The following is a 23,526-nucleotide window of genomic DNA, read 5'->3' as shown; positions in this document are numbered from 1 at the left end:
CGGCGTCGGAGTGGTCGGCTGGGCCGCAAACGGCGCCACGTTCGGCTGCGGAATGTTCGGCTGGGCCGCAAACGGCGCTACGTTCGGCTGCGGAATGTTCGGCTGGGCCGCAAACGGCGCTACGTTCGGCTGCGGAATGTTCGGCTGGGCCGCAAACGGCGCTACGTTCGGCTGCGGAATGTTCGGCTGGGCCGCAAACGGCGCTACGTTCGGCTGCGGAATGTTCGGCTGTACCGCAAACGGCGCTACGTTCGGCTGGGCCGCAAACGGCGCTACGTTCGGCTGCGGAATATTCGGTTGGGCCGCAAACGGCGCTACGTTCGGCTGTGGAATATTCGGCTGGGCCGCAAACGGCTCCACTTTGGGCTGTGGAATATTCGGCTGGGCCGCAAACGGCTCCACTTTGGGCTGTGGAATATTCGGCTGGGCCGCAAACGGCTCCACTTTGGGCTGTGGAATATTCGGCAGAGTTGAAAATGGCGTCACATTCGGCTGCGGGATATTTGAGAGCGGCATGACGTGCGGTATGCCCAAGCTCTGGAGCGGTCCCATATGCGGCGTTTCCATCTCCGGCTGCGAACCCACATTAGGCATACCTACGTTCGGAGCGAGCGGAAGCTCCGAGATCGGAGACGCTTCAACAGGCAGCGGAGCTTGTGGAGTAGCCTGGGGGGAGAGGTTCGGATTCGAGCCCGGCTTCGGAATGTAGACGACATCTCCGGTCATCAATACATTCGGATTTTTGAGCTGCGGGTTGGCCGCAATCATGTCCGCAAGCGGAACTCCCCACGCTTTGCCCAGCTTCCAAAGCGAGTCCCCCTGAGCCACGACATGCTTATACAAATAATCCGTTGGCGGGGGGGCTACCGGCTTCGGCGCATGAGGAATTTTCACCTTCTGCCCGACATCTACGACGTTCGGATCGGCGATTTGCGGGTTGGCCGCGATCAGCTTGTCGAGCTCGACGCCGTACTTTTGGGACAGCCCGTAGAGCGACTCGCCTTTCTTGACGATATGAATCTTCACTGCATAAACCTCCTTCAGTTGTGCGGAAGTCGTATTGACTTAAGAAAACCGCTTGATTTCCGGCCCGGAACCGGCTCCGTGAAGCCCGCTGGCGCTCCGGAACAAAATGACATTACAGTTTATGCAGCAAAGTAGGCATTTGACCATCCGAATCGAAAAAAATGGTACGAAACCACAGCATCTCTCACTATCCACGTTGGAGCGCAACCCCCTCGCATCTAGGCAAAACTCCAAAAAAAAAGAAACCTGCCACAGGCAGATTTCATCAAATTCACCAGTTTATCGCAAACATCGACGCTCCCGCCGAATTTTCGCATTCTTTTTGCTGCCATAGTCGAGGTTTAGGTAAGCGACCTATGCCATACGGACTAGACTTTTGCCGTTTCGGTTCCGTAAGAAAACGTAGGGTAGCAGCCCATGAGCCGGACTTGGCAGCCGATGGCCTCGATTTCTTGCAAAGCCGCGGGAAGCAGCACGGAATCCATCGAAGCCTCGATGTCGATATAAAAATAATAGCTTCCCAGCTTTTTCTTCGTCGGTCGCGACTCGATTTTGGACAAGTTGATACGCCTCCAGGCAAACGCCGAGAGCACCTGATGCAGCGCCCCTGGAAAATCCTCCGGCAGCGTGACCAGAATGGTCGTTTTCCGGTCGGCCGTCTCCTTGAGCTGCGGCTTTTCGTGACCGATCAGCACGAAGCGCGTGAAATTGTTCTGATGGTCCTGCACGTCCGCCGCCAGCGTTTCGAGCCCGTATAATGCCCCGGCGCCGAGCGGCGCAAGCGCAGCGGCAGCAGGATCGCCAAGCTCTCTGACCATGCGCGCCGCCTCGCCGTTACTACCGACAGGCTCCAGCTCGACATTGGGCAAGTGCGTACGCAGAAACTGTTGACACTGCGCCAGCGTCACCCCATGAGAATAAATTTTGCGGATCGCTCCGCAAGCCGCCTCCAGCTCGTCCGCACCGCCCGGTCCGCCGGGCAAACGCAACAGGTTGATCGAAATGGGATATATCCATTCCGCCTGAATCGGCAGGTCGACATTGTGCACAAGCCAGTCCACATGCAGGCTGACCGAGCCCTCAAACGTATTTTCGATCGGAATCACGCTGTAATCGGTCAAACCGTTTACCGTCGATTCGAACACATCCGCAATCAATTTGTAATTTACATAGTCAAAAGCGTCCCGACCAAGATAATGATGTGCGGATTCTTCGGTGTACGTTCCAGGTCCGAGGAGCGATATTCGCTTCATGCCCGGTTCTCTCCCTTTATCATTTCAAATAATGTACTTCCGACGTCCGCAGAGGTTAATCGGTGCGCCTGAACCCCCGCTCTGTCGGGACTTAGCCACATCGTCGTGGCTTCGATCCCCTCTTCCTTCAACGTCCCCCGCATGAACGCCTCAAGCTCCCCCTTCCGGGAGCTGCGGCGGTCGACGAGCGCCAGCATCGTCGGACCCGCGCCGCTAAGCGCAACGCCGAGCGCGCCGTGGTCCGTCGCTTCGGCAAGGATCTTGGCGAGCCCGGGCACGAGCGGAGCACGGTATGGCTGATGCAGCGCGTCCTTCATCGCGCGCGCGATCATATCGAGCCGCCCGGTGCACAGGGCGGCTACCAGCACCGACGAATGGCCGACGTTGAAGACGGCGTTCTCGAGGCTCTGCTCGCGCGGCAGCACCCCGCGAGCTTTGTCCGTCGACAGCTGGAAGTGCGGGATCGCCACCAGCACTTCCAACTGTTCATGCGGCTCGATGCGGATATGCTCCGCCCGCTTGCCGTCCCAGAAAGCAACGACGATGCCGCCGAACAGCGAGGCCCCGACATTGTCGGGGTGCTGCTCCAGCTCCGTCGCCATTTGAAACAAATCGTCGTCGGTAAACGGACGATCGATCAGCGCGTTAGCCGCAGCCAGCGCGCCGACAATGGCCGAAGCGCTGCTGCCGAGGCCGCGCGTCAACGGAATGTCGCTGTACATCGCAATGTACAGCTCCGGATGACGGACACCTGCCCGCTCGAATACCATTTGGGCTACTTTGTAAATGAGATTGCTTTTATCCGCAGGCACACCGTTCATCTGGTCGCCAAAAAGCTCAATCTGCGTCGTCTCGGCAAGCCCCATCTCAATCCAAGCATACAAATTCAGTGCCATTCCCAGCGTATCGAAACCGGGGCCGAGATTGGCCGTGCTAGCCGGCACCTTGACGCGTACTCTCCTGCTGCCGTTTTCCATAGTTACCGCGACGCCCCTAACCTTCGAGCTTGCGGATCGCTTCCATGACCGCTTCTTCGGAGTCTTGCACGACCATCGGTTCCGCGCTGACGCTCTTGATGGCGATATTCGGATCTTTAAGACCGTGTCCCGTCAGCACGCAGACGACGGATTGGCCCTTCTCGAAGTAACCTTCGCTCTTCAGCTTCATGACGCCGGCGATCGACGCCGCCGAGGCCGGTTCGGCAAAGATCCCTTCGCGAGCGGCAATCGTTTTATAAGCATGCAAGATTTGCTCGTCCGTCACAAAATTGATTTGACCGCCGGAATCTTTGGCTGCCGCCTCCGCACCTTTCCAAGTGGCCGGGTTGCCGATGCGGATTGCCGTCGCGATCGTTTCCGGGTCCGGAATCGGTTCGCCGCGTACGATAGCCGCCGCGCCCTCGGCTTCGAAGCCGATCATCTTCGGCAGCGACTTCGATTTGCCGTTCTCGTAGTACTCCTTGAATCCTTTCCAATAAGCGGTAATGTTGCCCGCATTGCCAACCGGAATCGCGAGATAGTCCGGCGCTTTGCCGAGCTGGTCGCACACCTCGAAAGCCGCCGTCTTTTGGCCCTCGATCCGGAACGGATTGACGGAGTTCACCAGCGTGATCGGATGCTTGGCCGTAATTTCGCGTACGATCTCAAGCGCACGGTCGAAGTTTCCTTCAATGGCGATGACTTTGGCGCCGTAAATAATCGCCTGAGCCAGCTTGCCGAGCGCGATGTTATTATTCGGGATAAGCACGATGCAGTTCAGCCCGCCGCGCGCCGCATAAGCGGCTGCAGCCGCCGACGTATTGCCTGTGGAGGCGCACATAATCGTGCGGCTGCCCTCTTCCATCGCTTTGGCAACAGCCATAACCATCCCGCGGTCTTTGAACGAGCCGGTCGGGTTCAAGCCCTCATATTTGAAATAAATGTCGAGGTCGAGCTCGTTCGACAAGTTTTCCGCGCGGACGAGCGGCGTGTTGCCTTCCTGCAGGGTGAGCAGCGGCGTGTTGTCGTTCACCGGCAAGTATTGTTTATAGGTCTGCAGCAGTCCCATGTATCTCATTTCGATTAGCCCTCCACTCGGTATACGCTTTTGATCGCATGAACGACGTCCATGGCTTCGAATTGCTTGAGCACCTTGTTCATCGCCGCCTTGTTGGCGTCGTGTGTAATGATGATGATTTCGGCAAGCGGATTCGTTGCATTCGGGTGCTGTAGAACCGACTCCAGGCTAACCCCGTGCTCGGCGAACACTTGCGTGATTTGGGCAAGCACGCCAGCTTTGTCGGCGACATGCAGCAGGATGAAGTTTTTGGAAGCGATCTGCTCGTCGGTTTTCAGCTTCTTCTCTTTGTACGGGATGAACCCGCGTCGGCCGTTGACGCCAAGATTCAGGTTGCGGACGACAGCGACAAGGTCGGCCACAACCGACGTTGCCGTCGGCATCTCGCCCGCGCCGGGACCGTAAAACATCGTCTCGCCTACCGCTTCTCCGTACACGTAGACGGCGTTGAACACTCCGTTGACGGACGCCAGCGGATGCGACGTTTTCACCATCGTCGGTTGAACGCTGATGCTGATATGCTCGTCCTGGCGCTCGGCGATGCCGAGCAGTTTAACTTCGTAGCCCAAACGTTTGCCGTACGCAATGTCCTCTTTGCTTACACCGGAGATGCCCTTCACTTCCACATCCGCAAGCGCAACGTTAGCGTGAAAGCCGAGCGTGCCGAGAATCGTCATTTTCCGCGCCGCATCGAAGCCTTCGACATCGGAGGTCGGATCGGATTCGGCATAGCCGAGCTCCTGGGCTTCCTTCAGCACATCGGCGTAAGCCGCGCCTTCCTGGCTCATTTTCGTCAAAATATAGTTGGTTGTCCCGTTAACGATACCCATAATTTTCGTGATCCGGTCCGAAGAAAAGCCTTCGATCAACGTTCGGATGATCGGGATACCGCCGGCGACGCTCGCTTCGTAGAAGACGTCGCAGCCTTTCTCGGCAGCTTTTGCCAAAATTTCCGGACCGTGCAGCGCCATCAGGTCCTTGTTGGCCGTCACGATGTGCTTGCCACGCTCCAGCGCGCCAAGCATCAGCTGCTTCGTCAGCTCGATGCCGCCCATCACTTCGACGATGACGTCGATCTCCGGGTTCTCGATGACATCCCAGGGATTTTCCGTCAGCATATCCGGCGAAACGCTGATATTGCGGGCCTTGTTTTTGTCCTGCACCAAAATTTTAGCGATTTCGATCGGCGAGCCCGATTGGCTCATCAAATCGTGCTGATGTCCTTCCACGATGCGAACGACCCCGGTACCGACCGTACCGAGACCAAGTAATCCAACTTTGACCGGTTTCATAGGGTTCCTCCTGATTGTAGTAGTGCATAAAGTAGATGGTCCCAAAATAATTAATTCTAGCCTTGCCCCACCAAAGCAGCCCGGCTTACCCCTTCCTGGCTGCGCAGCTTGTCGAGGAGCGAGGCGACGGTTTCGCCCATCATGGACGTTTCCACCGAGATGACAACGTTGGCTACGCCCTGCAGCGGGATCGTCTGGTGGATCGTCAGCACGTTGCCCTCAAGGCCCGCAATCATCGCAAGCACCCGGGACAAAATCGCCGGCCGATGCTCCAAATCCATCGAGATCGTCACGATCCGCTCCCGTTCGAGCTTGCTGAGCGGGAAAATCCCGTCCTTATACTTGTAAAAAGCGCTTCGGCTCAGCTCTACCTGCTCCACCGCTTCATGAATGGTTTTCACCTCTCCGCGGGCCAGCAGCTCTTTGGCCTGCACCGTCTTAATCAGCGCCTCGGGCAGTATATCTTCACGCACCAAAAAGTAGCGCTCCGTCCCGATCCGGCTATCCTGAACGGCTTGTTTTTCCGGCACTGTAACAGTCCTCTCTAAAAAGACGATTGTTTTTACCTAGTGGACATTATAGCGCAAAGCGAAGACTTCCCGCAATAGGCTTTTTTCGATATTTTGTGATAAAGTGGTATTCAGCAAATCCGCGTTAAGCTCAAAGGAGAGGACGAAGCTTGATACGAGCGCGTTTGATGGCTACGGCTATCTTATTTCACGGAAACGATATGCTGATGATGAAGCGCTCCCCTAACCGGACGCTGTCCCCCGGCTTGTGGGCGTCCGTGGGCGGACATCTGGAGCCGCACGAAATCGGCGATCCGGCAGCTGCGGTGCTTCGGGAAATTCACGAGGAAACCGGACTGCTGGCCGAGCATATCGCAAATCTGCGGCTGCAGTACATCTTGATACGCCTTAACCAACAAGAGGTGCGCCAGCAGTTTATCTACACGGCCGAAACTTTGAAAAGGGACGTCGGCTCGACCGACGAGGGGGAACTGCATTGGATTCCGCGCCATCAGGTGCTCCATCGGGACATCCCGTTTATTTTCCGCAAGCTGCTGGAGCATTATTTTACCGAAGGGCCGAATCCCCACGTTTGGATCGGAACGGCGGGCTATGACGAAGAAGGTAATTCTGCCGTCCATTGGACGCAGCTCATCGACCCGCAGCAGGTTTGATCTTCTTCCGCGCGTCAAAAACAAAGAGGGCGCCCTTAATGAGCGCCCTCCTTTGAACATATCGCTTTGGCAGCCACGTCCATCAACTGCTCATTTTCTTCCGCGACAGCTTTCTGCTCTGGCTGATGCCGCTGAGCTCACGCCATTTAACCAGCAGCTTAAACGCTTCTTTGCGCTGCAATAAGGAGCGGGCGAGCTGGAAGCCTTCTTCATACGATCCGACCTTGTCAAACCAATACAATCGCAACCCGGCGTTAAAAACGACATGCTCCCGCTCGTTGTGCAGTTCCGGTGCTTCTTCCCCTTGTATGATGCGCTCCAGCAGCGCAAGCTGGCGTTCTTTGCCGCATTTCTCCAAAGGTGCGCCATGAAAACCGAACGTCCCGGGATCGATCATTGTCGCCTCGTCGCCCCATGGCGTCACCTTGCGAATCGAGCTGTTTTTGTGAAGCGGCAAATCTTCCGTGCCTTCTATCCCCTGTATGAGGTAAGCCGTTTCCACTCCAGATTTCGACAGCAACTTCAACAGCCGCTCCATCGCCGTCTTATGACGAACCCCAAGGACGATATTTTGCGAGTGAACCGGATTCATGGCCTGCTCGACCGTGTCAAGTAATGTCCTCAAGCCGACTTGCTCCCGAACCGGGCGCACGCGGCCGAACGGCGGACACATAAGCTCCGTCCAAATAAAGCCGATGCCGAGCTGCAAAAATACCGCTTCCCATTCTCTTGCCCCAAGCACAACTTCAATCCCGAGCCCCTCCAGAAGCGATTTGAGCGATTGCCCCATACGCGTGGAAAGCGATTCGCTGCCGTGCAGCACCTGGGGAAAGCCGACGGATGCCAGCAGCAGACTGACCGGAATCGTCACCGGAAAGCAAGATCGTCCGTCATGAGGACCGGCGCAGTTAAGCGAATGAGAGAACGAACGATAGGGCAAAGAATATTTGCGAAAAACGTCGATAAAGCCCGTCATTTCCTCCTCCGATTCTCCTCTCATCCGCATCGCCATCAGAAATGCGGCGGTTTGCGCATCCGTCGAGTCGCCGCGCGCAATGGCGTGAGCTGCGGCTACCGCTTCGTCATAGCTCAAGTGCCGGGTCCCGGGTTTCCGGCTCCCCACCGCTTTGATCCACTCCTTCAAGACGGAATCACCTCCGGAAAATATTGACCTTCGGCACGCCAAAGGTTAAGGGGGATAAGACGACCTAAGGATGCGAACGAAGCCAATACTAATACGAAGGCCCGCTTAATGGTCCGACTCCCCAATCAGCATATTAAATGTTAATTATAATGACAAAAACCAATGATTCGACCTGAGATTCAAGCGTTTTCGCAAAATCAATCGTCGTCAAACATAATTTTATGTTATGTTTTATTACATGTTTTTACTATACAATTCAAAATCAAAAAGTTCAATACCTTTTTTTCTTATCGATCCAACAAAAAAACACCAACCTCACATGTTTATCACACGCTCGATTGATGCTTTCGATTGTTCTATTCTTGTTCTAAGAATTCAAATTCGAAATCCCCGATACGAATCGTCTGGCCGTCCTTCGCCCCGCGCTCGCGCAGCGCTTGATCGACGCCCTTCTTCCGCAAAATGCGCGCAAACCGCATAACCGATTCATGGGTGCTGAAGTTGGTCCGCTTGATCAGCTTCTCGATGCTCGGGCTATCGACAACAAAGACCTCGTTTTCCCGGCGAATCGTGAAGTCCTCGCCTTCCTCGGCCTCCAAACGATACACCTTACGCTCCGACAATTCGACCAATTCTTCCACCATCGGCATTTCCGGAATGCTCTCCAGCTTATCGGCGACTTTGTACAATAGCTCTTGCACACCGGTCCGGGAAAGGGCGGAAATCGGATAAATGTCCATTTCTTTGCCGATTTCGGCAAGCTTGCGCTTAAATTCGGCAAGCTGCTCCTCCGCATCGGGCATATCCATCTTATTGGCAGCGACGATCTGCGGCCGTTCTTCGAGCTTCACGTTATAAAGCTTCAGTTCGTCGTTGATTTTGACCCAATCTTCAAACGGATCTCGTCCCTCGGTCGCCGCCATGTCCACCACGTGCACAATGATCCGCGTCCGCTCGACGTGCCGCAAAAACTCGTGACCCAATCCTACACCTTCATGAGCCCCTTCGATCAAACCGGGCAAATCCGCCATAACGAAGCTGCGTCCGTCGCCTACATCAACCACACCGAGATTCGGAGTCAACGTCGTAAAGTGATACGCCCCGATCTTCGGCTTGGCGCCGGATACGACGGACAAAAGCATCGATTTCCCTACGCTCGGAAAACCGACCAGACCGACGTCCGCCATGACCTTCAGTTCAAGCACTACCCAACGCTCGACGCCTTCTTCCCCGTTCTCGGCAATTTCCGGAGCCGGGTTGTTCGGTGTCGCAAACCGGGTGTTGCCGCGGCCTCCCCGTCCGCCCTTGGCCACGATGACTTGCTGGCCATGACGCGTCAGATCGGCAATGATCTCCTGCGTATCGTCGTCGATGACGACCGTTCCCGGTGGAACCCGCACGATCATATCATCCGCATTCGCCCCGTGCTGGCTTTTATTGCGGCCCTTTTCGCCGCGCTGCGCTTTAAAATGCTTCTGGTAGCGAAAGTCAACCAGCGTGCGCAATCCTTCATCCACGCGGAAAATGACATCGCCGCCATCGCCGCCATCGCCTCCGGCCGGACCTCCCTCGGGAACGTACTTCTCCCGCCGGAAAGCAACCAGACCGTCGCCTCCGTCACCGCCTTTAACATAAATCTTCGCCTTGTCTACAAACATCAGGTTCACCCTCTTTATGTATCAATGCCGGTAGGACCACCATAATGTCCACACAGCCGTATGTTCGCCGTAATACGTTTCCAAACTTTCGTGTATTTCTTTAAGCGATCTTTCTTTAAGCTGCAGCCGCTGTGCCGCATATTTCCCTTCGTAACGAGCCGTCAGCTTCAAACGATCTTTCAATCGGGCCAGCCGTAATTCCAGAACATTCTCTTCGTCTTTGGAATCGCCGCCTTCTTCCCTGAAGCAAGCTAGCATCGCCATTATGGCATCGACTGCTTCCTGTGGCTGAGCAAGATCCTGAAGATGAATTTCTTCTTCCAGCGCCATCTCCAGACGCAGTTCTTTAACCTCTGCCTGAAAGGCAAGCAAATGCACGACTAAGGAAGGAATCCCAAGCTTGGAGACATAGCTCTCCTGCCTGACCTTCTCTTTTATTTTCTCCATTAACGGAAGTAATTTATCATACTTTTTCAACTGCACGTAGCCCATCAAAATTTGGATATCGTTCATCCAGTCATGCCGGTAATGATTGAATAACCGAAGCAAACGAACGTCCGAATCCGGCCCATCGAGCAAGGCCCCTAACGCCGTCGCCGGCTTTGCCGCATCGTAAAATTGTACATCGTTGGTACGACCTTGTGCGTTCGACGTCACGCTTACCCTCTCCGTTCCGGTTCGTCCTTTATCCTCCCAGTATAGCACGCTGTGCGGCAAAATTCACGGTATCCCTCCATGAACTTACCAAAATATTCCGGATTTAACTAAGAAAAAACCCCGGCGAGCATCGTTCGCCAGGGGTTTGGACGTTGATGATGGGAATTAAACTTCCACTGCTGCGGCTACAGGAGCAGCCGACACAGGGTAGACGCTCACTTTCTTACGATCGCGGCCTAAACGTTCGAATTTCACAACGCCTTCAACCTTAGCAAAAAGCGTATCGTCCGAGCCGATTCCCACGTTGTTGCCCGGGTGAATTTTCGTTCCGCGTTGACGAACGAGGATGCTTCCTGCCGTCACTTTTTGACCGTCGGCACGCTTAACGCCAAGGCGCTTCGCAATACTGTCACGGCCGTTCTTCGTAGAACCTACACCCTTTTTGGATGCGAACAACTGAAGATTCAATTGCAACATGTCTGTCTACCTCCTTACTCGAATGATGATGTATCTTGCATCGCTATATATGCACCATACGATTGTTCAATAGATCTCAGCATGACGACCATGCTTTCCAGCAAAAGCTGTACTTTTTCGTCGATGTCCGCCTCGAGCTCCGCCGGAACCTTGACCTGAAGCAACCCGTGCTTCATGCGCGTTCCAAGCTGAATTCCCGTCAGCGTTTCGACGGCGTTTACCGTTCCTACAGTAACGGCAGAGACGCCGGCACAGACAATGTCCTTGCCCGGTTCGTCGTACTGCGCATGTCCGTCAACGGTAAAACGTTCAATCCGCCTGCCCGGCCCCCGTTTTATCGCGACCCGAATCATGGCTTCTTACGCTTGGATCTTTTCGATCACAACTTTAGTGTAAGGTTGACGATGGCCTTGCTTGCGGCGATAGTTTTTCTTCGCTTTGTATTTGTAAACGATGATTTTCTCGCCTTTGCCATGCTTTTCAACTTTACCCGATACGGAAGCGCCGGAAACGACCGGAGCGCCTACCACCAAACCGTTAGCGCCGGATACGGCCAATACGCGGTCAAACGTCACCGCTTCGCCTTCGCCTGCTTCGAGTTTTTCGATGTAAAGAACATCGCCCTCTTGGACTTTGTACTGTTTACCACCAGTTTCAATAATTGCGTACATTGTTGCACCTCCTCATGTCTCAGACTCGCCTAAAGCCAGGTGGTTTGTCCGAGCCGGACAAACACTTAAAACGACCCGCTTCGTGCGGTTACAGCATGCTATAGCAACATACTAAAACATAATATCACAAAGCCTAGACAAAATGCAATACTTTAATTGCCGCTTTCGACAAAACCGCTGCCGCCGCAAGTCGGACACGACTTCAGCGCCGCCGCCTCTTTGCTGTCCCGCACTTTTTTGCGCGTCAACTCCACCAGCCCGAGCTTTGTCCAGCCGACAACGACCGTTTTCGTCCGGTCCTTCTTCGTTTCCCCAATCAGTTCCTCGAGCACCTGCTGGCGGGAGCTTTCCGTTTCCATATCGATGAAGTCGATAATGATCAGTCCGCCGATGTCGCGCAGCCGCAGCAATCTCGCAATCTCTCTGGCCGCTTCGAGGTTCGTGTCGAACACCGTCTGCTCCAGATCGATCGAGCCCGTGTACTTGCCCGTATTGACGTCAAAGACGGTCAGCGCCTCCGTCCGGTCTACGATCAAATACCCGCCGTTGTCCAGCCAAACCTTGCGCCTGAGTCCTTGCTCGAGCTGTTTCTCCACCCCGTATTCCGCAATCGGATCGGTATGAGGAATAAGCTTGACCCGATCAGCAAGTCCTTCGGAACGAGGGGAGGCAATAAGCCCGCGCACCTCCTGCAGCATCTGCTCGGAGCCTACAATCAGCTCCTGCACGTCGTCGCGGAACAAATCGCGAAGCAAACGCGGCAGCATTTCCAGATCGCTGTAAATTTTACGGGGCACGTCCCTGTCCGATTGGGACATCTTTTCCAACTGCTGCCAACGGATGCGAAGCTCCTCAAGATTGGCCGCCAGCGCCTCCTCGGGCTCTCCGAGAGCAGCCGTACGCACGATGAAGCCTTCCCCGGGCCGCAGATGGCGCTCCGCCATCCGTTTCAACCGGTCGCGGTCGGCGGCGCTGTCGATTTTGCGGGATACGCCGATGTAATCGGCGAACGGCATATAGACGCCGAAACGGCCCGGAAGCGAGAAATGCGTCGTCACGCGAGCCCCTTTGGTGCCGACAGGCTCCTTGACGACCTGGACCATAATTTGCTGTCCTACTTTGACCAAATCATGAATAGGCGGCTTTTCCTTCGGCTGCTTATCCATATGAGCCGGCAGCAGATCGTCGATATATAAAAACCCGTTGCGCTCCAGCCCGATATCGACAAAAGCCGACTGCATTCCCTGCAGCACCCGCACCACGCGTCCGATGTATATATTTCCGGCCAATTGCCCCTGATTTCGCTCGCCCTTGTAATATTCCATGAGCTTGCCGTTCTCCTGAACGGCTACCTCGGTATGCTCTTCGTTGCGTTTCACCAATATACGTTTCATGTGCAGCAACACCTCGGCCCTATTGTACCACATTCTTTAGGCGAAAAGCTCGGCAAGCGACTTTCCTCTTTTTGTTTCGTCAAAGTAATGAGCGAGCACTGCACGCTCGGGAACGACATAACGGATGCGCCCTTTGTCGTCCAGCACGTAAACCAAATGATACCGGTCGCGCATAAACAACCGGACCACCTCGGTCACTTTACGGTTACCCGGCACCACGATCGGTCCCGCAAGCTCTCCTCCTCCATCTCTTATCTCCTTGAACCGTGCTTCGCGATGCACCAAAAAACGCATGAAACGGTAAGGAGCGCTGCGCCATTCGTACCAATTGGAATATAGCAAAAACAGTCCGATCATCAACCAATTGAGCTGAATGCCGCCTTTTTCGGAGAAAAGGTGCACACCGGCGGCGCTGATCAGCAGCGCGCTTAGCAGCAAGCTGACCCCGGCTGTCACCTGTATCGTTCGTTGATAAGGAAGCCATAGCCCGACCAGGACCTGCATAACCTTGCCTCCGTCCAGCGGCAGCACCGGAAGGAGATTGAACAAGGCGATCAGCAGATTCGCCTGTACGAAATAGGAGCCCCACGGCTCGGAAAACAGACCGACCGCAGTCAAAAACGAGCCGATGCCCATCATCCAGACGTTCTGTAGTGGACCGGCCAGAGCGACGACAAGCTCCTGAACGGCGGGAACGCCGCCGGGCTCCTCCATCGAGGCGACGCCTCCGAAGGGCAGCAACTGCACTTCCCTGATCCGCCAGCCGAAGCTCCGGGCAGCCGCGACGTGTCCGAGCTCGTGAATGAGAACGATTCCGAACAGCGTTGCCGTTTCGATAAAATATCCGGTCCATACGGATAGCAGCAGCAGGATCGAAAACAGCGGATGAAACCGGTAGCGGATGCCAAACCATTCATTCCACGGCCTGCCTCTCCCCGGTCTAATCAAATGAAATCACGTCCATCGGATTGACAGGCTTACCGTTCTTCGAAACGGCAAAAAAGAGCGTTCCCGCTCCCTGCCCCTCTGCGGGTTCCGCTACCGTACCAATCGACTCGCCTCCTTTGAACCAATCGCCCGTCTGCACCTTTCCCGGCTCCAAATGCCCATAAATGGACTCCATCCCGTCCGCATGCCGAAGCACCACGGCGAATCCGATATCTTCTTTCGGACCGGCAAACGTGACCAGCCCCGTATCGATGGTTGCCACGGGCGAGCCCGCCGCCGCTTCCACAAGAACCCCGCCCTGCACCGGCGTAAACGGAGCAATGAGCTTTCCGGCGACGGGCGGAAAGTAGTGCTTTGATACACTAGCGACCTTCTGCGCCTCCGTATGCTTCGCAGGGTTCATCGCCGGAAGAAACGACGGTGCGCTGCCGAATTTGCTCTCGTACCATGAGGCAAGCGCAACCATATCGAACGACTCGGTTAAAGCGGCGGTTACCCACTGTTTGCCCTTATTGGCCCAAGGACGGTCGAGAAGAAACATGCCCCATACGGCAGCAAACAGCATCCCGCTAATCAACAGCCGGACCGCAAGCCGTCCGGTGCGGGGGCCCGGACGAATAAACGATCCTCCGTCGTCCTCCCGGCTCATGCGGGACAGTTCCCGCTGCCATTTGCGGTTCCATTCCTCCTCCGGGTCGGCGGGACCGTATAAGTCCGGCCTTGGAGGACCCTCTTGCCGGGAATAAGGTCCAGGCCATTCGCGCGGGTCGTCGGATCGGAACCTCCATTCGCCCCCTATGTCCATGCGATCCCGGTCCCATTCCCATTCGCGAATCTCGCCTCCGGACGGAAATTCGATGTGCGCATATTCCGTGTCTCTGCCTGGTCGGCGGCTTCCGCCTTCCTGCAGCTTGCGTATTTTTTCGGACCGGCGTTCCCGGACGTTTTTTCTCGTTTCCATCCCCCTGCCCCTCCCGCATTCAAGCTATACTCCATCCTATGAGCTTGTACCCGCAAATATACGGACAAGGAGTAGGGACGCATGGATTCGGTACCGCTGCAAGCTCCATACAAAAAAGCACCCTTCAGCAGGGTGCTTCACTTGGCTTCGTTTGGTATTTTGTTTACTCGTCCTCAAGCAGCTTGTCATCGTGCAGCCGCACGCTCATGACAAGTCCCATCGCAATCATGTTGATCAGCAGCGAGGTTCCCCCATAGCTGATGAACGGCAGCGTTATACCGGTCACGGGCATAATACCGATCCACATGCTGATATTTTCGAAAATTTGGAAAACCATCATAGAGACGATACCGATAATAATGTAGGTACCGGCGAGGTGGTTGCAATAAATCGAGATGAGAATCATGCGGTAAATCAATACAAAGTACAACAGCAGCAAAACGGAAGCCCCGACAAAACCGAACTCTTCGCCGACAACCACGAATATCGCATCCGTGTAGACGACGGGAATCCGATTGCTGTGAACGGAAGATCCGTTCAAATACCCTTCTCCGATCAGCGAGCCTGAGCCGATGGCGCGGATGGCATTGTCCACCTGCCACTTGTCGTCCTTGCTGGCCGTTTCCGGACTAATAAACGTATTGATGCGGTCCATCCAGTGAGTCGGCCATTTTTGAGCCTGGAAGAACTGCTGAATATCCGTATGGTAATGCTGAAACAAATATAGAAACAAATAGGCGCCCCCGGCAATGGCCAGTGCCCCAATCAGCAAATAGCTCAGCCTCATGTTGCCGATCCAGTACATTCCGCACAAGATGACAACCAAAATCATCGCGTTTCCAAGGTCCGGCTGGACCGCGACCAGAACAACGGGAAAGAACGTAATCAAGCCGATGGGAACGACATCCTGAAGCAGCTCAAGCGGCTCCCCTTTGCGCCTGGCCATGAACATCGCCAATGTGAGAATCAAAATAATTTTGAATAACTCCACGGGCTGAAAGTCTAGCTTGACGACCGGAAGGGAAAACCAGCCTCTCGCTCCGCCGATCTTTTCGCCGAACAGCAGCACGGCAATGAGAAGGAAAACGCCGAATCCGTATAAATAAAAGGAGACTTTGGTCAGTATCCTGTAGTCGATCAAGGTCGTAACCAAAAAAGCAATAATAGATACGATGTAAATAACGATTATTTTTTTCGGTTCAAACGTAATGACTCTTGAATTCAGCGTCGCGCTGTACACGAGCATCGTGCTGATGACCATGAAGGCGAGAAGTATGACTACGATGGGCACATCGATTTTTTTCAGCTTGTGCAGCACCTGACGTTCATCCTATTCCGAGAAACTTTTTCATTTTATTGAATACCCCGGTTTTCTCTTCCATGGGCATCAGCGGCACCGAATCGCCAAGCATCCGCCGGGCGATATTGCGGTAAGCGATCGCTGCCCGCGAATTCGGGTTCATCACGGTAGGCTCGCCGATATTCGCCGCTTTAATGACATACTCGTCATCCGGAACGATGCCAAGCAGATCGATGGCAAGGACAGAGCAGATCTCGTCGATATCGAGCATCTCGCCTTTTTTGACCATGTTCGGACGAATGCGGTTGATCACGAGCTTCGGCGACTCGACGTTCGGCTCTTTTTCCAAAAGACCGATGATGCGGTCGGCATCCCGTACGGCGGCATTTTCCGGCGTCGTGACGACAATCGCCTTGTCGGCGCCCGCTACCGCATTCTTGAAGCCCTGCTCGATTCCGGCCGGACAATCGATAATCACAAAGTCGAAATCGCGCTTGAGCTCAACGACAATTTGCCGAACCGATTCCGGCGAAATCGCGTGCTTGTCTTTCGTCTGGGCGGCCGGCAGCATGTACAGCTCGTCGAAGCGCTTATCCTTCACAAGCGCTTGCGGCAGTCGGCACCGTCCTTCGGCGACATCGATCAAGTCGTATATAATGCGGTTTTCAAGGCCCATCACGACGTCCAAGTTGCGGAGACCGATGTCCGTATCAACCATGACGACCTTTTTCCCCTGCAGCGCCAAAGCCGTTCCGATATTCGCGGACGTCGTCGTTTTGCCGACGCCCCCTTTGCCGGACGTGATAACGATTGCCTCTCCCATAGGTCCCACTCCTTTACCATCAAGCGTGTACATTCAAGCCGAACTTGTGCAAATGATGGATTTTGTCGATTTCCATTTTGCCGTCCTTCACGTAGGCGAATTCCATGTACGTATCGAAACCGTCGCCAAGACCCCATTCGTCGGGAGGACGGCTGATAATTCCCGCAATGCGAAGCTGCGTCGGCCTCATGTGCGAAGCGGCGATAACGGACCTTTCGTCTCCGTCGACCCCCGCATGCGCCATGCCGCGAAGCGAGCCCATCACATATATGCTGCCCGAGCTGATAATAGCTCCGCCCGGGTTAATGTCCCCTAAATATAAAATGTCGCCCTCGTGCGAAAACGTCTGCCCCGAACGGACGATTCCCCGAACGATTTTCACGTCCGGAGTCCCTTGCGGCGCTCGCTCGTGCGAAGGATCTGCCGTCTGCACGGATTGGACAAGCAGGTTGCCCTTTTGACTGATGATGCTGCGCACCAGCTCCCGCTGCTCCTCGGTCACCGCCCGGTTGCCGAGCTTGACGTGCACATGAATGATCGGGCCGGTTAAAATTTGCTGATGCGTCTTCTCCAGCTTGTGTCTCAGCTCGGCGACAACGTCGGAAAACTCGCACGCGTCGTCTAGCAAAAACACCAATCCGTCCTTCACACCTTTGATCGTCACATGATGTTTAGCTGCCGCCATAACCGCTCCTACCTCCTAAGCCTATACAATTCGGCTTGGCGCGGGCGTTCTCCTGCTGCCTTGCGTTAAAAATTATTCCATTTCCTCCGACTGCTTCACCGGAAGACTCTCGAAAAGCTTGCGGATCGGCACGTAAATGGCAAGCGCAAACAACAGGTTGATGAGCATGCTCGGCAGCATCTGATGAAGGAATACCCACTCAAGGTTCGTATGTGTGACACGAAACAACCGGAACAAGCCGTAGATCGCCGTATCGTAAAACAAATTGCCGAGCCCGATCACAACCATGCTGATCACAATGCTCGAATAAATGCGTCCTTGCAGCATCCCGGCCAAATAGCCGGCAAGGCCCATTCCGAACGATACCGGGCCCAGCATGGGTGAATGATAGATGAAATCGTACAGCATGCCGAAAACGAGGCCGTAAACCAGCGCCGTATGCCGGTTAATATACAATCCGATAAATAAAACGATAACAAGTACGAAATGCGGGTCCACCTGAACCTTCGTTTGCCAGGCGACGGGAACGAGCCACGGGAGAAGCGTTCCTTCGAGCAGAAACAAAACGGAGAGAATCAACCACAGCTTTTTATGACTCATGCGGCTCACCTCAATTCCGGCACTTCGACGACGAATACTTCGCGGAGATGGTTGAAGGAAGCAAACGGCTCAATCTCGGCGACATGGGAGACGGACTCGCCCTCGTACCGCTCTACCACTTTGCCGATTTCTATGCCGTTCGGGAAAACAAGCCCTTTCCCTGACGTAATAACCGTATCCCCTACCTTGAGCTGATCTTGCGGATCGATTTTCATCATAATCAGCTTTTGCTTGTCCGGATCGAACCGCTCGATGACTCCGAACGATTCGTTCTCTTTTCCTTTGACGGTAGCAGATATTGCCTTGGAGTCCGAAGCGGTCTTGTCGTCGATCCCCGTAAGAAGCTGGACATCCGAATAAAAATTGGAAACCGCAACAACGCGGCCAATCAGACCTTCTACCGATTGAACGGCCATGTTCGGGCGAATGCCGTCTTTTTCTCCCAGATTGATCGTAATCGTCTTGTTCGATTGCTGGAACGTCACCACATTGGCAATCCGGAAGTTATACTTGTTCATCGACTTCTGCCGCTCCGTGAAGCCGAGCTCTGCCTGCAGCCGCTCGTTCTGCAGCTCCAATTCGTTCAGCCGCGTCGTATCGCGGGCGTATCGGGACAACGTTTCCCGCAATACCGTATTTTCTTCATGCAGCGTACGCAGCCGGTTTACATCTTCGAAAACGCCGGATATAAAGCTGACCGGCTTATAAATCAGTCCTTGCGTCCATGAAATCGTATCCTTCACAAATTTCTCCGGCCAAGTTTTATACCCCAGTTGACCGAAGGTTAGCCCCATCAGCGCAATAAAACAGATGAGGCCGAGCATCAGGATCAGCAGTCTTTTATTCCCCAGTAGTTTCAATGGCTACACCTTCCAACCCGATACTGCGCTTAGCGCCGGGACCTGCTTGTAGGGCCGGTTCTCGTTTTGAACAAATGAATGTTTTCCAGCGCGCGGCCGGTACCGATAGCCACGCAATCCAAAGGATTCTCGGCGACCAGAACCGGCATGCCGGTTTCACGGGACAGCAGCTTATCCAGATTGCGGAGCAAGCCTCCGCCGCCGGTCAGGACAATGCCGCGGTCCATAATGTCGGCCGCCAGCTCCGGCGGGCATTTCTCAAGCGTAACCTTGACGGCTTCCACGATGCTGTTCACCGTGTCGCCAAGCGCTTCGGTAATTTCGTCGGACGTCACGGCCATCGTTTTGGGCAGGCCGGACACGAGATCGCGGCCGCGGATTTCAAGACGGGTCGGCGGCTCCAATGGCAGTGCCGAACCGATCTCCATCTTGATCTGTTCCGCCGTGCGCTCGCCGATCATCAAATTGTATGTTCGTTTAATATATTGGATGATCGCTTCATCCATCTCGTCGCCGGCCACACGGATCGAGCGGCTGGTGACAATGCCACCGAGGGAAATGACGGCGACCTCGGTCGTCCCCCCGCCGATATCCACCACCATGCTGCCGGTCGGCTCCCATACCGGAAGATCGGCGCCGATGGCCGCGGCGAACGGCTCTTCGATCGTGTACGCATCGCGGGCGCCGGCTTGGCGCGTCGCATCTTCTACCGCTCGCTTCTCCACTGCGGTAATTCCCGAGGGAACGCACACCATGACGCTCGGGTGACGTTGGAACAAAACGCGCTGCTTCTGCGCTTGACGGAGGAAATATTTGATCATCGTCGACGTGGTCTCGAAATCGGCAATGACGCCATCCTTCATCGGGCGGATCGCGCGGATATTGCCCGGCGTTCTGCCGATCATCTTCTTGGCGTCGTTGCCTACGGCCTCGATCGTTTTCGTATCCGTGCGAATCGCGACGACGGACGGCTCGCGCACGACGATGCCTTTGCCTTTGACGTAAACTAATGTATTTGCGGTTCCCAGGTCGATACCCAGATCTTTTGTGAATCCTCCGAACATGGTTGGTGCTCCCTTCTCTATTTGAGGCGCTGATCACGCGGAATGGTTTGTTTGATGCGGCTTACGAGGAGCTGCCGCATTGCTGCGGCAGCGCATTTGCGGCCTGACGGCCGAGGTTCGTCCAATCCCGAATCTCCTGCCGCCCGGTCCGTTTCTTTCATTATATTACATGAATCCAAGCTCCTTCAAACTTACGTAGCGTTTGTCGCCGATGACGATATGATCCAGCACGTCAATCCCGACAATTTCGCCCGCTTGGACTAATCGCTTGGTAATTTCCACGTCCTCCGGACTCGGCGTAGGGTCGCCGCTCGGATGATTATGGGCGCATACGATCGAAGCGCTGCTGCGCTTGATGGCGGCCCGGAACACTTCGCGGGGATGTACGATGGAGGCGTTCAAGCTGCCCATCGACAAGGTTTCCTGCCCGATGACGTGATTTTTCGTATTTAAGAACAGGCACACAAAATGCTCTTTCTGCAAATAGCGCAAATCCTCCATCAGCAGCGCAGCGACATCCTGCGGCGAGCGAATCGTAACCGTTTCGTTCATCGTGCTTCGCGCCAGCCTTCTCCCGAGCTCGATGCCCGCTTGAATCTGCAGCGCTTTGGCTTCGCCGATGCCTTTGATTTCAGTAAGCTGCTCCATGCTCATGTCCGTCAGCATGCGGAGACCGCCGCATTCGAGAAGCAGTCGCTGGGCAACGTGAACGGCCGATTCCTGGTATGTACCGGTGCGGAGCAAAATGGCCAGCAGTTCCGCATTGCTCAGTGCTTGTGCCCCATACAACATCATGCGCTCTCTCGGTCGGTCTTCGCTGGGGACATCGCGCAAGGTCATATTGGGCGATTCCATGCATTCCCTTCTTTCTATAGAGATGTCCGAGTTCTCATTATAGCATGATGTTTTGTCAAATGACAGCGACCGACAAAACGCGACGGATGCCGGGCTGATGCACGCAGGCCAAGCGGTAAAACCTATATATCTCTTCGGGATCCGGAGTCGATTTCAGTCCCTGGACCCGTTGGGAAATGATGGTCGAGAGGCGCGAAAAGCGCCGGATGAAGGGCGCCTTTCTTGGAGAAGTTTAGCGATATGCTGCGGAACGGCTGGAAGGCGTCCGGTTCTACAGCACCCGGATCCCGTGGGCCGCCAGCATCTCGGACAACAGGTACATAGGCAAACCGACTACGGTAAAATAATCGCCGTCGATGTTTTGAATCAAAGTGGAGCCTAAGCCTTGGATGCCGTAAGCCCCCGCTTTATCCATCGGCTCCCCCGTTCGGATGTAATTCCGAATTTGCTCGTCCGTGAGCGGCTTCATGCCGACTTTGGTCACGCTGTGCCCGACGGTCATGCGGCAGCCTCCCGTAAGACGATCGGTCGATTTTGCATAAACTGCCCCTTGGAGCCGGGTAACCGAAACTTCCGTGCCTCCGGCTTCGCCGTTCGGGGCGTTGTCCGTTCTTAGCTCGATGCATGCTATCCCGCTGTATACTTCGTGTTCCGTGCCTTGAAGCGCGCTAAGCATCCGGAAGGCGTCAGCTTCGTCCTGCGGCTTGCCGAGCACTTCGCCATGCCATACGACAATGGTATCCGACCCGATAACGACACCGTCCTCCGGCATGGAATCGTCCGCCTTCAAACGCGAAAGCACGGCCAGCGCCTTGCGCCTGGATAGCTCTTCCACGATTTGCGAAGGCGTCAGGCCGGCGTCCGTCGTTTCGTCCGCATCGCTCGCCTGAACGACGAAAGGCAGCTGAAGGAAGCGGATCAGTTCCTGACGGCGCGGAGAAGATGAAGCCAGTATCAAGGTTTTGGATGTCGTGAGCGTCATAAACCGGTCCCTCGTTTCGAATTTTGTAAAAGTGGGTCTTTGCCGTCTCCGTCCGCTTCGCCTAAAGTTTGCGGTACAGCCAAAAGCCGGCCGCCAGCCCGACGATGCTGATCAGATTCAGCCGAATATGCAGATTCAGATCGTACCGGATGACCAACAAATCGGCTTTGGGCTGCCAGGTCAGCTCTACGGATTTGGTCAGAAAGGACAAGCCCGCATACGGCGACAGCAGTTGGCCGATAAGCGTTCCGGCGACGAGCCCGAGCAGCAGCATGAGGATGAACGTGAGCGTATTCTTTTTCAAAATATAGGATACCTCTTTCGTAAAAAATGCAATCGGCCGCTTCGAAAATGCCACACGTCATTATACCATAACTCGCGAAAGAACAAGCGGACTTTTAGTTAACAAAGGACTTCTTCGCGAAGGAATATTTTACCGCTTACCAGATGCAAGAAATACCAATACAATAAAAACCGGATCAAGGAAGGAGTGGACCGGAAGATGCGAAAGCCATGGATGCGGGCCGCTTTGCTCGCGTTCGCCCTTCTGGTGCTGCCGGGACATGCCTCGGCTGCGAAAATTGTCGTCGATGCAGGACATGGGGGCTCCGATCCCGGGGCCATCGGGGTGAATGGCCTGCAGGAGAAAACGGTGAACCTGGACATTGCCCGCCGGCTGCGGGACCTGCTTGTCCAGCGGGGCTATGAGGTAGTCATGTCCCGGGATACCGACGATTTTATTTCGCTTAAGGGACGCGTCGACTTCACCAATGGACAGCAGCCGGATCTGTTTGTCTCCGTTCATGCGAATTCGTATTTTAATGCGGGTGCGCGCGGGGCCATGGTGCTTTATTATGACGACGCCTATCCTCAGAGCAGCTACCCTGCCAGCGAAGAGATGAAGGCGCTCACACCCGAGAGCCGCAAGCTGGCGCAGCAGGTGCTGGATGCCTTCGTCCAAACGACGGGGCTGGACAACAAAGGGCTCGTTCCCAGTGCGGTATATGTCGTGCGGATGGGAACAGTTCCGAGCATTCTCGTCGAGACGGCGTTTCTCTCGAACGCAGCGGATGCGGAGCTGCTAGCCAGCGAGTCGATGCGCCAGACGATGGCGCTCGGCATTGCCCGCGGCATTGAATCGTACATATCGCCGCAAAACAGCGTGTTCCCCGATCTTCGGGGACACTGGGCCCGGGACGCCATCCTGCGGCTGAAAGCGCAAGGCGTGGTTGAAGGCACCGGCGGGCGGTTCGAGCCCGGCCGGATGCTGACGAGAGCGGAGTGGGCGACGCTGCTCGGGCGGGTGTTCGACCTGCCGTCGGCGAAGCCGGCAGGGAGCGCCTGCGCCGGTGACGGCACGGTCACCGGCGGGGTTTACGGCGACCGCAGCGGGAGCTGCGGAGCCGCCGGGGCCGGCGCGGGCGCGTACCGCGACGCGAGCGCAGGGCATTGGGCCTTCGCCGCCCTCGACCGGGCGGTGAAGGCCGGCGTGCTGGAGGGCTACCCCGACGGCACGCTGCGGCCCGACCGGCCCGTGACCCGGGCGGAGGCGGCGGCGATGTTTCAGCGGCTGGCGAAGGCGCCGCAGGTTCCGGACTCGCAGCAGCCGTTCCGGGACGTGAAGGCGGGCTTCTGGGC

At 55.4% G+C, this 23,526-nt stretch carries 26 protein-coding genes and 1 other annotated feature; of the genes, 2 read left to right on the top strand and 24 right to left on the bottom strand.

What is annotated here, in order from left to right; all coding sequences use genetic code 11:
• The 6 genes from QJ48_RS18670 to QJ48_RS18645 form a co-directional block, all read right to left on the bottom strand.
• Positions 1–1,026 (bottom strand): LysM peptidoglycan-binding domain-containing protein (locus QJ48_RS18670; RefSeq protein WP_157261685.1); only part of this gene is annotated, 1,026 nt, incomplete at its 3' end.
• A 368-nt stretch (positions 1,027–1,394) separates the two neighbouring features.
• Positions 1,395–2,279, bottom strand: coding sequence for a prephenate dehydratase (pheA, locus tag QJ48_RS18665; RefSeq protein ID WP_054975040.1), 885 nt, complete (start codon positions 2,277–2,279; stop codon positions 1,395–1,397).
• A complete protein-coding gene (gene thrB / locus QJ48_RS18660; RefSeq protein WP_054975039.1) occupies positions 2,276–3,256 on the bottom strand; it encodes a homoserine kinase in 981 nt (326 codons plus the stop codon). Before thrB ends, pheA begins: the two co-directional genes overlap by 4 nt.
• A 16-nt stretch (positions 3,257–3,272) precedes the next feature.
• Complete coding sequence (thrC, locus tag QJ48_RS18655; protein WP_054975038.1) at positions 3,273–4,334, bottom strand: threonine synthase; 1,062 nt, start codon at positions 4,332–4,334, stop codon at positions 3,273–3,275.
• A 5-nt stretch (positions 4,335–4,339) separates the two neighbouring features.
• On the bottom strand, positions 4,340–5,626 hold the full coding sequence (locus QJ48_RS18650; RefSeq protein WP_054975037.1) for a homoserine dehydrogenase: 1,287 nt from the start codon (positions 5,624–5,626) through the stop codon (positions 4,340–4,342).
• Positions 5,627–5,682: 56 nt separating this feature from the next.
• Complete coding sequence (locus QJ48_RS18645) at positions 5,683–6,156, bottom strand: ACT domain-containing protein (protein WP_054975036.1); 474 nt, start codon at positions 6,154–6,156, stop codon at positions 5,683–5,685.
• 149 nt (positions 6,157–6,305) lie between these two features.
• On the opposite strand from QJ48_RS18645, the gene QJ48_RS18640 reads away from it, so the two are divergent.
• Positions 6,306–6,809: an NUDIX domain-containing protein gene (locus QJ48_RS18640; RefSeq protein WP_054975035.1), complete on the top strand. Its 504-nt coding sequence runs from the start codon at positions 6,306–6,308 to the stop codon at positions 6,807–6,809.
• An 82-nt stretch (positions 6,810–6,891) separates the two neighbouring features.
• Here the strand turns inward: QJ48_RS18640 and QJ48_RS18635 are convergent, their stop codons facing one another.
• The 18 genes from QJ48_RS18635 to QJ48_RS18550 form a co-directional block, all read right to left on the bottom strand.
• The gene (locus tag QJ48_RS18635; protein ID WP_054975034.1) at positions 6,892–7,953 is read right to left on the bottom strand and encodes an anthranilate phosphoribosyltransferase; all 1,062 of its coding nucleotides are present in this window, start codon (positions 7,951–7,953) and stop codon (positions 6,892–6,894) included.
• A 356-nt stretch (positions 7,954–8,309) separates the two neighbouring features.
• Complete coding sequence (gene obgE / locus QJ48_RS18630) at positions 8,310–9,611, bottom strand: GTPase ObgE (RefSeq protein WP_054975033.1); 1,302 nt, start codon at positions 9,609–9,611, stop codon at positions 8,310–8,312.
• 21 nt (positions 9,612–9,632) lie between these two features.
• Positions 9,633–10,268 (bottom strand): Spo0B domain-containing protein, encoded by a 636-nt coding sequence (locus QJ48_RS18625; protein WP_237762972.1) that lies wholly within the window; start codon positions 10,266–10,268, stop codon positions 9,633–9,635.
• A 165-nt stretch (positions 10,269–10,433) separates the two neighbouring features.
• Complete coding sequence (rpmA, locus tag QJ48_RS18620; protein WP_010498641.1) at positions 10,434–10,745, bottom strand: 50S ribosomal protein L27; 312 nt, start codon at positions 10,743–10,745, stop codon at positions 10,434–10,436.
• Between the two features lie 14 nt (positions 10,746–10,759).
• Positions 10,760–11,098, bottom strand: coding sequence for a ribosomal-processing cysteine protease Prp (locus tag QJ48_RS18615; RefSeq protein WP_054975031.1), 339 nt, complete (start codon positions 11,096–11,098; stop codon positions 10,760–10,762).
• 6 nt (positions 11,099–11,104) lie between these two features.
• Complete coding sequence (gene rplU / locus QJ48_RS18610) at positions 11,105–11,416, bottom strand: 50S ribosomal protein L21 (RefSeq protein WP_010498637.1); 312 nt, start codon at positions 11,414–11,416, stop codon at positions 11,105–11,107.
• Positions 11,417–11,427: 11 nt separating this feature from the next.
• Positions 11,428–11,516 (bottom strand) — a sequence feature (ribosomal protein L21 leader region).
• Between the two features lie 52 nt (positions 11,517–11,568).
• Positions 11,569–12,810 carry an Rne/Rng family ribonuclease gene (locus QJ48_RS18605; RefSeq protein WP_193394464.1) on the bottom strand — a complete coding sequence of 414 codons (1,242 nt, stop codon included), beginning with the start codon at positions 12,808–12,810 and terminating at the stop codon, positions 11,569–11,571.
• Positions 12,811–12,846: 36 nt separating this feature from the next.
• Positions 12,847–13,758: a site-2 protease family protein gene (locus tag QJ48_RS18600; protein ID WP_054975030.1), complete on the bottom strand. Its 912-nt coding sequence runs from the start codon at positions 13,756–13,758 to the stop codon at positions 12,847–12,849.
• A complete protein-coding gene (locus QJ48_RS18595; RefSeq protein WP_054975029.1) occupies positions 13,751–14,719 on the bottom strand; it encodes a peptidoglycan DD-metalloendopeptidase family protein in 969 nt (322 codons plus the stop codon). The genes QJ48_RS18600 and QJ48_RS18595 overlap by 8 nt, the downstream gene beginning before the upstream one ends.
• Positions 14,720–14,882: 163 nt before the next feature.
• Positions 14,883–16,037, bottom strand: coding sequence for an FtsW/RodA/SpoVE family cell cycle protein (locus tag QJ48_RS18590; protein WP_054975028.1), 1,155 nt, complete (start codon positions 16,035–16,037; stop codon positions 14,883–14,885).
• A 7-nt stretch (positions 16,038–16,044) separates the two neighbouring features.
• Positions 16,045–16,842 (bottom strand): septum site-determining protein MinD, encoded by a 798-nt coding sequence (minD, locus tag QJ48_RS18585; RefSeq protein ID WP_036690570.1) that lies wholly within the window; start codon positions 16,840–16,842, stop codon positions 16,045–16,047.
• Positions 16,843–16,861: 19 nt separating this feature from the next.
• Positions 16,862–17,527 (bottom strand): septum site-determining protein MinC, encoded by a 666-nt coding sequence (gene minC, locus QJ48_RS18580; RefSeq protein WP_054975027.1) that lies wholly within the window; start codon positions 17,525–17,527, stop codon positions 16,862–16,864.
• Positions 17,528–17,599: 72 nt separating this feature from the next.
• Complete coding sequence (mreD, locus tag QJ48_RS18575; protein WP_054975026.1) at positions 17,600–18,127, bottom strand: rod shape-determining protein MreD; 528 nt, start codon at positions 18,125–18,127, stop codon at positions 17,600–17,602.
• Positions 18,128–18,132: 5 nt separating this feature from the next.
• The gene (gene mreC, locus QJ48_RS18570; protein WP_082420575.1) at positions 18,133–18,987 is read right to left on the bottom strand and encodes a rod shape-determining protein MreC; all 855 of its coding nucleotides are present in this window, start codon (positions 18,985–18,987) and stop codon (positions 18,133–18,135) included.
• A gap of 29 nt (positions 18,988–19,016) precedes the next feature.
• Entirely contained in the window at positions 19,017–20,051 is a 1,035-nt protein-coding gene (locus QJ48_RS18565; protein ID WP_054975025.1) for a rod shape-determining protein, read from the bottom strand.
• A gap of 165 nt (positions 20,052–20,216) precedes the next feature.
• A complete protein-coding gene (gene radC, locus QJ48_RS18560) occupies positions 20,217–20,906 on the bottom strand; it encodes a DNA repair protein RadC (RefSeq protein WP_025849632.1) in 690 nt (229 codons plus the stop codon).
• 271 nt (positions 20,907–21,177) lie between these two features.
• The gene (locus QJ48_RS18555) at positions 21,178–21,888 is read right to left on the bottom strand and encodes a nucleoside triphosphate pyrophosphatase (RefSeq protein WP_054975024.1); all 711 of its coding nucleotides are present in this window, start codon (positions 21,886–21,888) and stop codon (positions 21,178–21,180) included.
• A 61-nt stretch (positions 21,889–21,949) separates the two neighbouring features.
• Positions 21,950–22,192, bottom strand: a complete 243-nt coding sequence (locus tag QJ48_RS18550; protein ID WP_054975041.1) for a DUF4321 domain-containing protein — start codon at positions 22,190–22,192, stop codon at positions 21,950–21,952.
• Between the two features lie 198 nt (positions 22,193–22,390).
• On the opposite strand from QJ48_RS18550, the gene QJ48_RS18545 reads away from it, so the two are divergent.
• Positions 22,391–23,526: N-acetylmuramoyl-L-alanine amidase (locus tag QJ48_RS18545; RefSeq protein ID WP_054975023.1), on the top strand; the 1,136-nt coding region annotated here is incomplete at its 3' end.

The organism is Paenibacillus sp. A3 (assembly GCF_001399685.1).
Classification (GTDB): Bacteria; Bacillota; Bacilli; order Paenibacillales; family NBRC-103111; genus Paenibacillus_G.
This window is presented reverse-complemented; position numbering and strand designations above follow the sequence as displayed.

Coding starts and splice junctions, on each gene's coding strand:
- pheA (WP_054975040.1), bottom strand. CDS start 2,279: ATGAAGCGAATATCGCTCCTCGGACCTGGAACGTACACCGAAGAATCC.
- thrB (WP_054975039.1), bottom strand. CDS start 3,256: ATGGAAAACGGCAGCAGGAGAGTACGCGTCAAGGTGCCGGCTAGCACG.
- thrC (WP_054975038.1), bottom strand. CDS start 4,334: ATGAGATACATGGGACTGCTGCAGACCTATAAACAATACTTGCCGGTG.
- QJ48_RS18650 (WP_054975037.1), bottom strand. CDS start 5,626: ATGAAACCGGTCAAAGTTGGATTACTTGGTCTCGGTACGGTCGGTACC.
- obgE (WP_054975033.1), bottom strand. CDS start 9,611: ATGTTTGTAGACAAGGCGAAGATTTATGTTAAAGGCGGTGACGGAGGC.
- rpmA (WP_010498641.1), bottom strand. CDS start 10,745: ATGTTGCAATTGAATCTTCAGTTGTTCGCATCCAAAAAGGGTGTAGGT.
- QJ48_RS18615 (WP_054975031.1), bottom strand. CDS start 11,098: ATGATTCGGGTCGCGATAAAACGGGGGCCGGGCAGGCGGATTGAACGT.
- rplU (WP_010498637.1), bottom strand. CDS start 11,416: ATGTACGCAATTATTGAAACTGGTGGTAAACAGTACAAAGTCCAAGAG.
- QJ48_RS18605 (WP_193394464.1), bottom strand. CDS start 12,810: ATGAAACGTATATTGGTGAAACGCAACGAAGAGCATACCGAGGTAGCC.
- QJ48_RS18595 (WP_054975029.1), bottom strand. CDS start 14,719: ATGGAAACGAGAAAAAACGTCCGGGAACGCCGGTCCGAAAAAATACGC.
- minD (WP_036690570.1), bottom strand. CDS start 16,842: ATGGGAGAGGCAATCGTTATCACGTCCGGCAAAGGGGGCGTCGGCAAA.
- minC (WP_054975027.1), bottom strand. CDS start 17,527: ATGGCGGCAGCTAAACATCATGTGACGATCAAAGGTGTGAAGGACGGA.
- mreD (WP_054975026.1), bottom strand. CDS start 18,127: ATGAGTCATAAAAAGCTGTGGTTGATTCTCTCCGTTTTGTTTCTGCTC.
- QJ48_RS18565 (WP_054975025.1), bottom strand. CDS start 20,051: ATGTTCGGAGGATTCACAAAAGATCTGGGTATCGACCTGGGAACCGCA.
- radC (WP_025849632.1), bottom strand. CDS start 20,906: ATGGAATCGCCCAATATGACCTTGCGCGATGTCCCCAGCGAAGACCGA.
- QJ48_RS18555 (WP_054975024.1), bottom strand. CDS start 21,888: ATGACGCTCACGACATCCAAAACCTTGATACTGGCTTCATCTTCTCCG.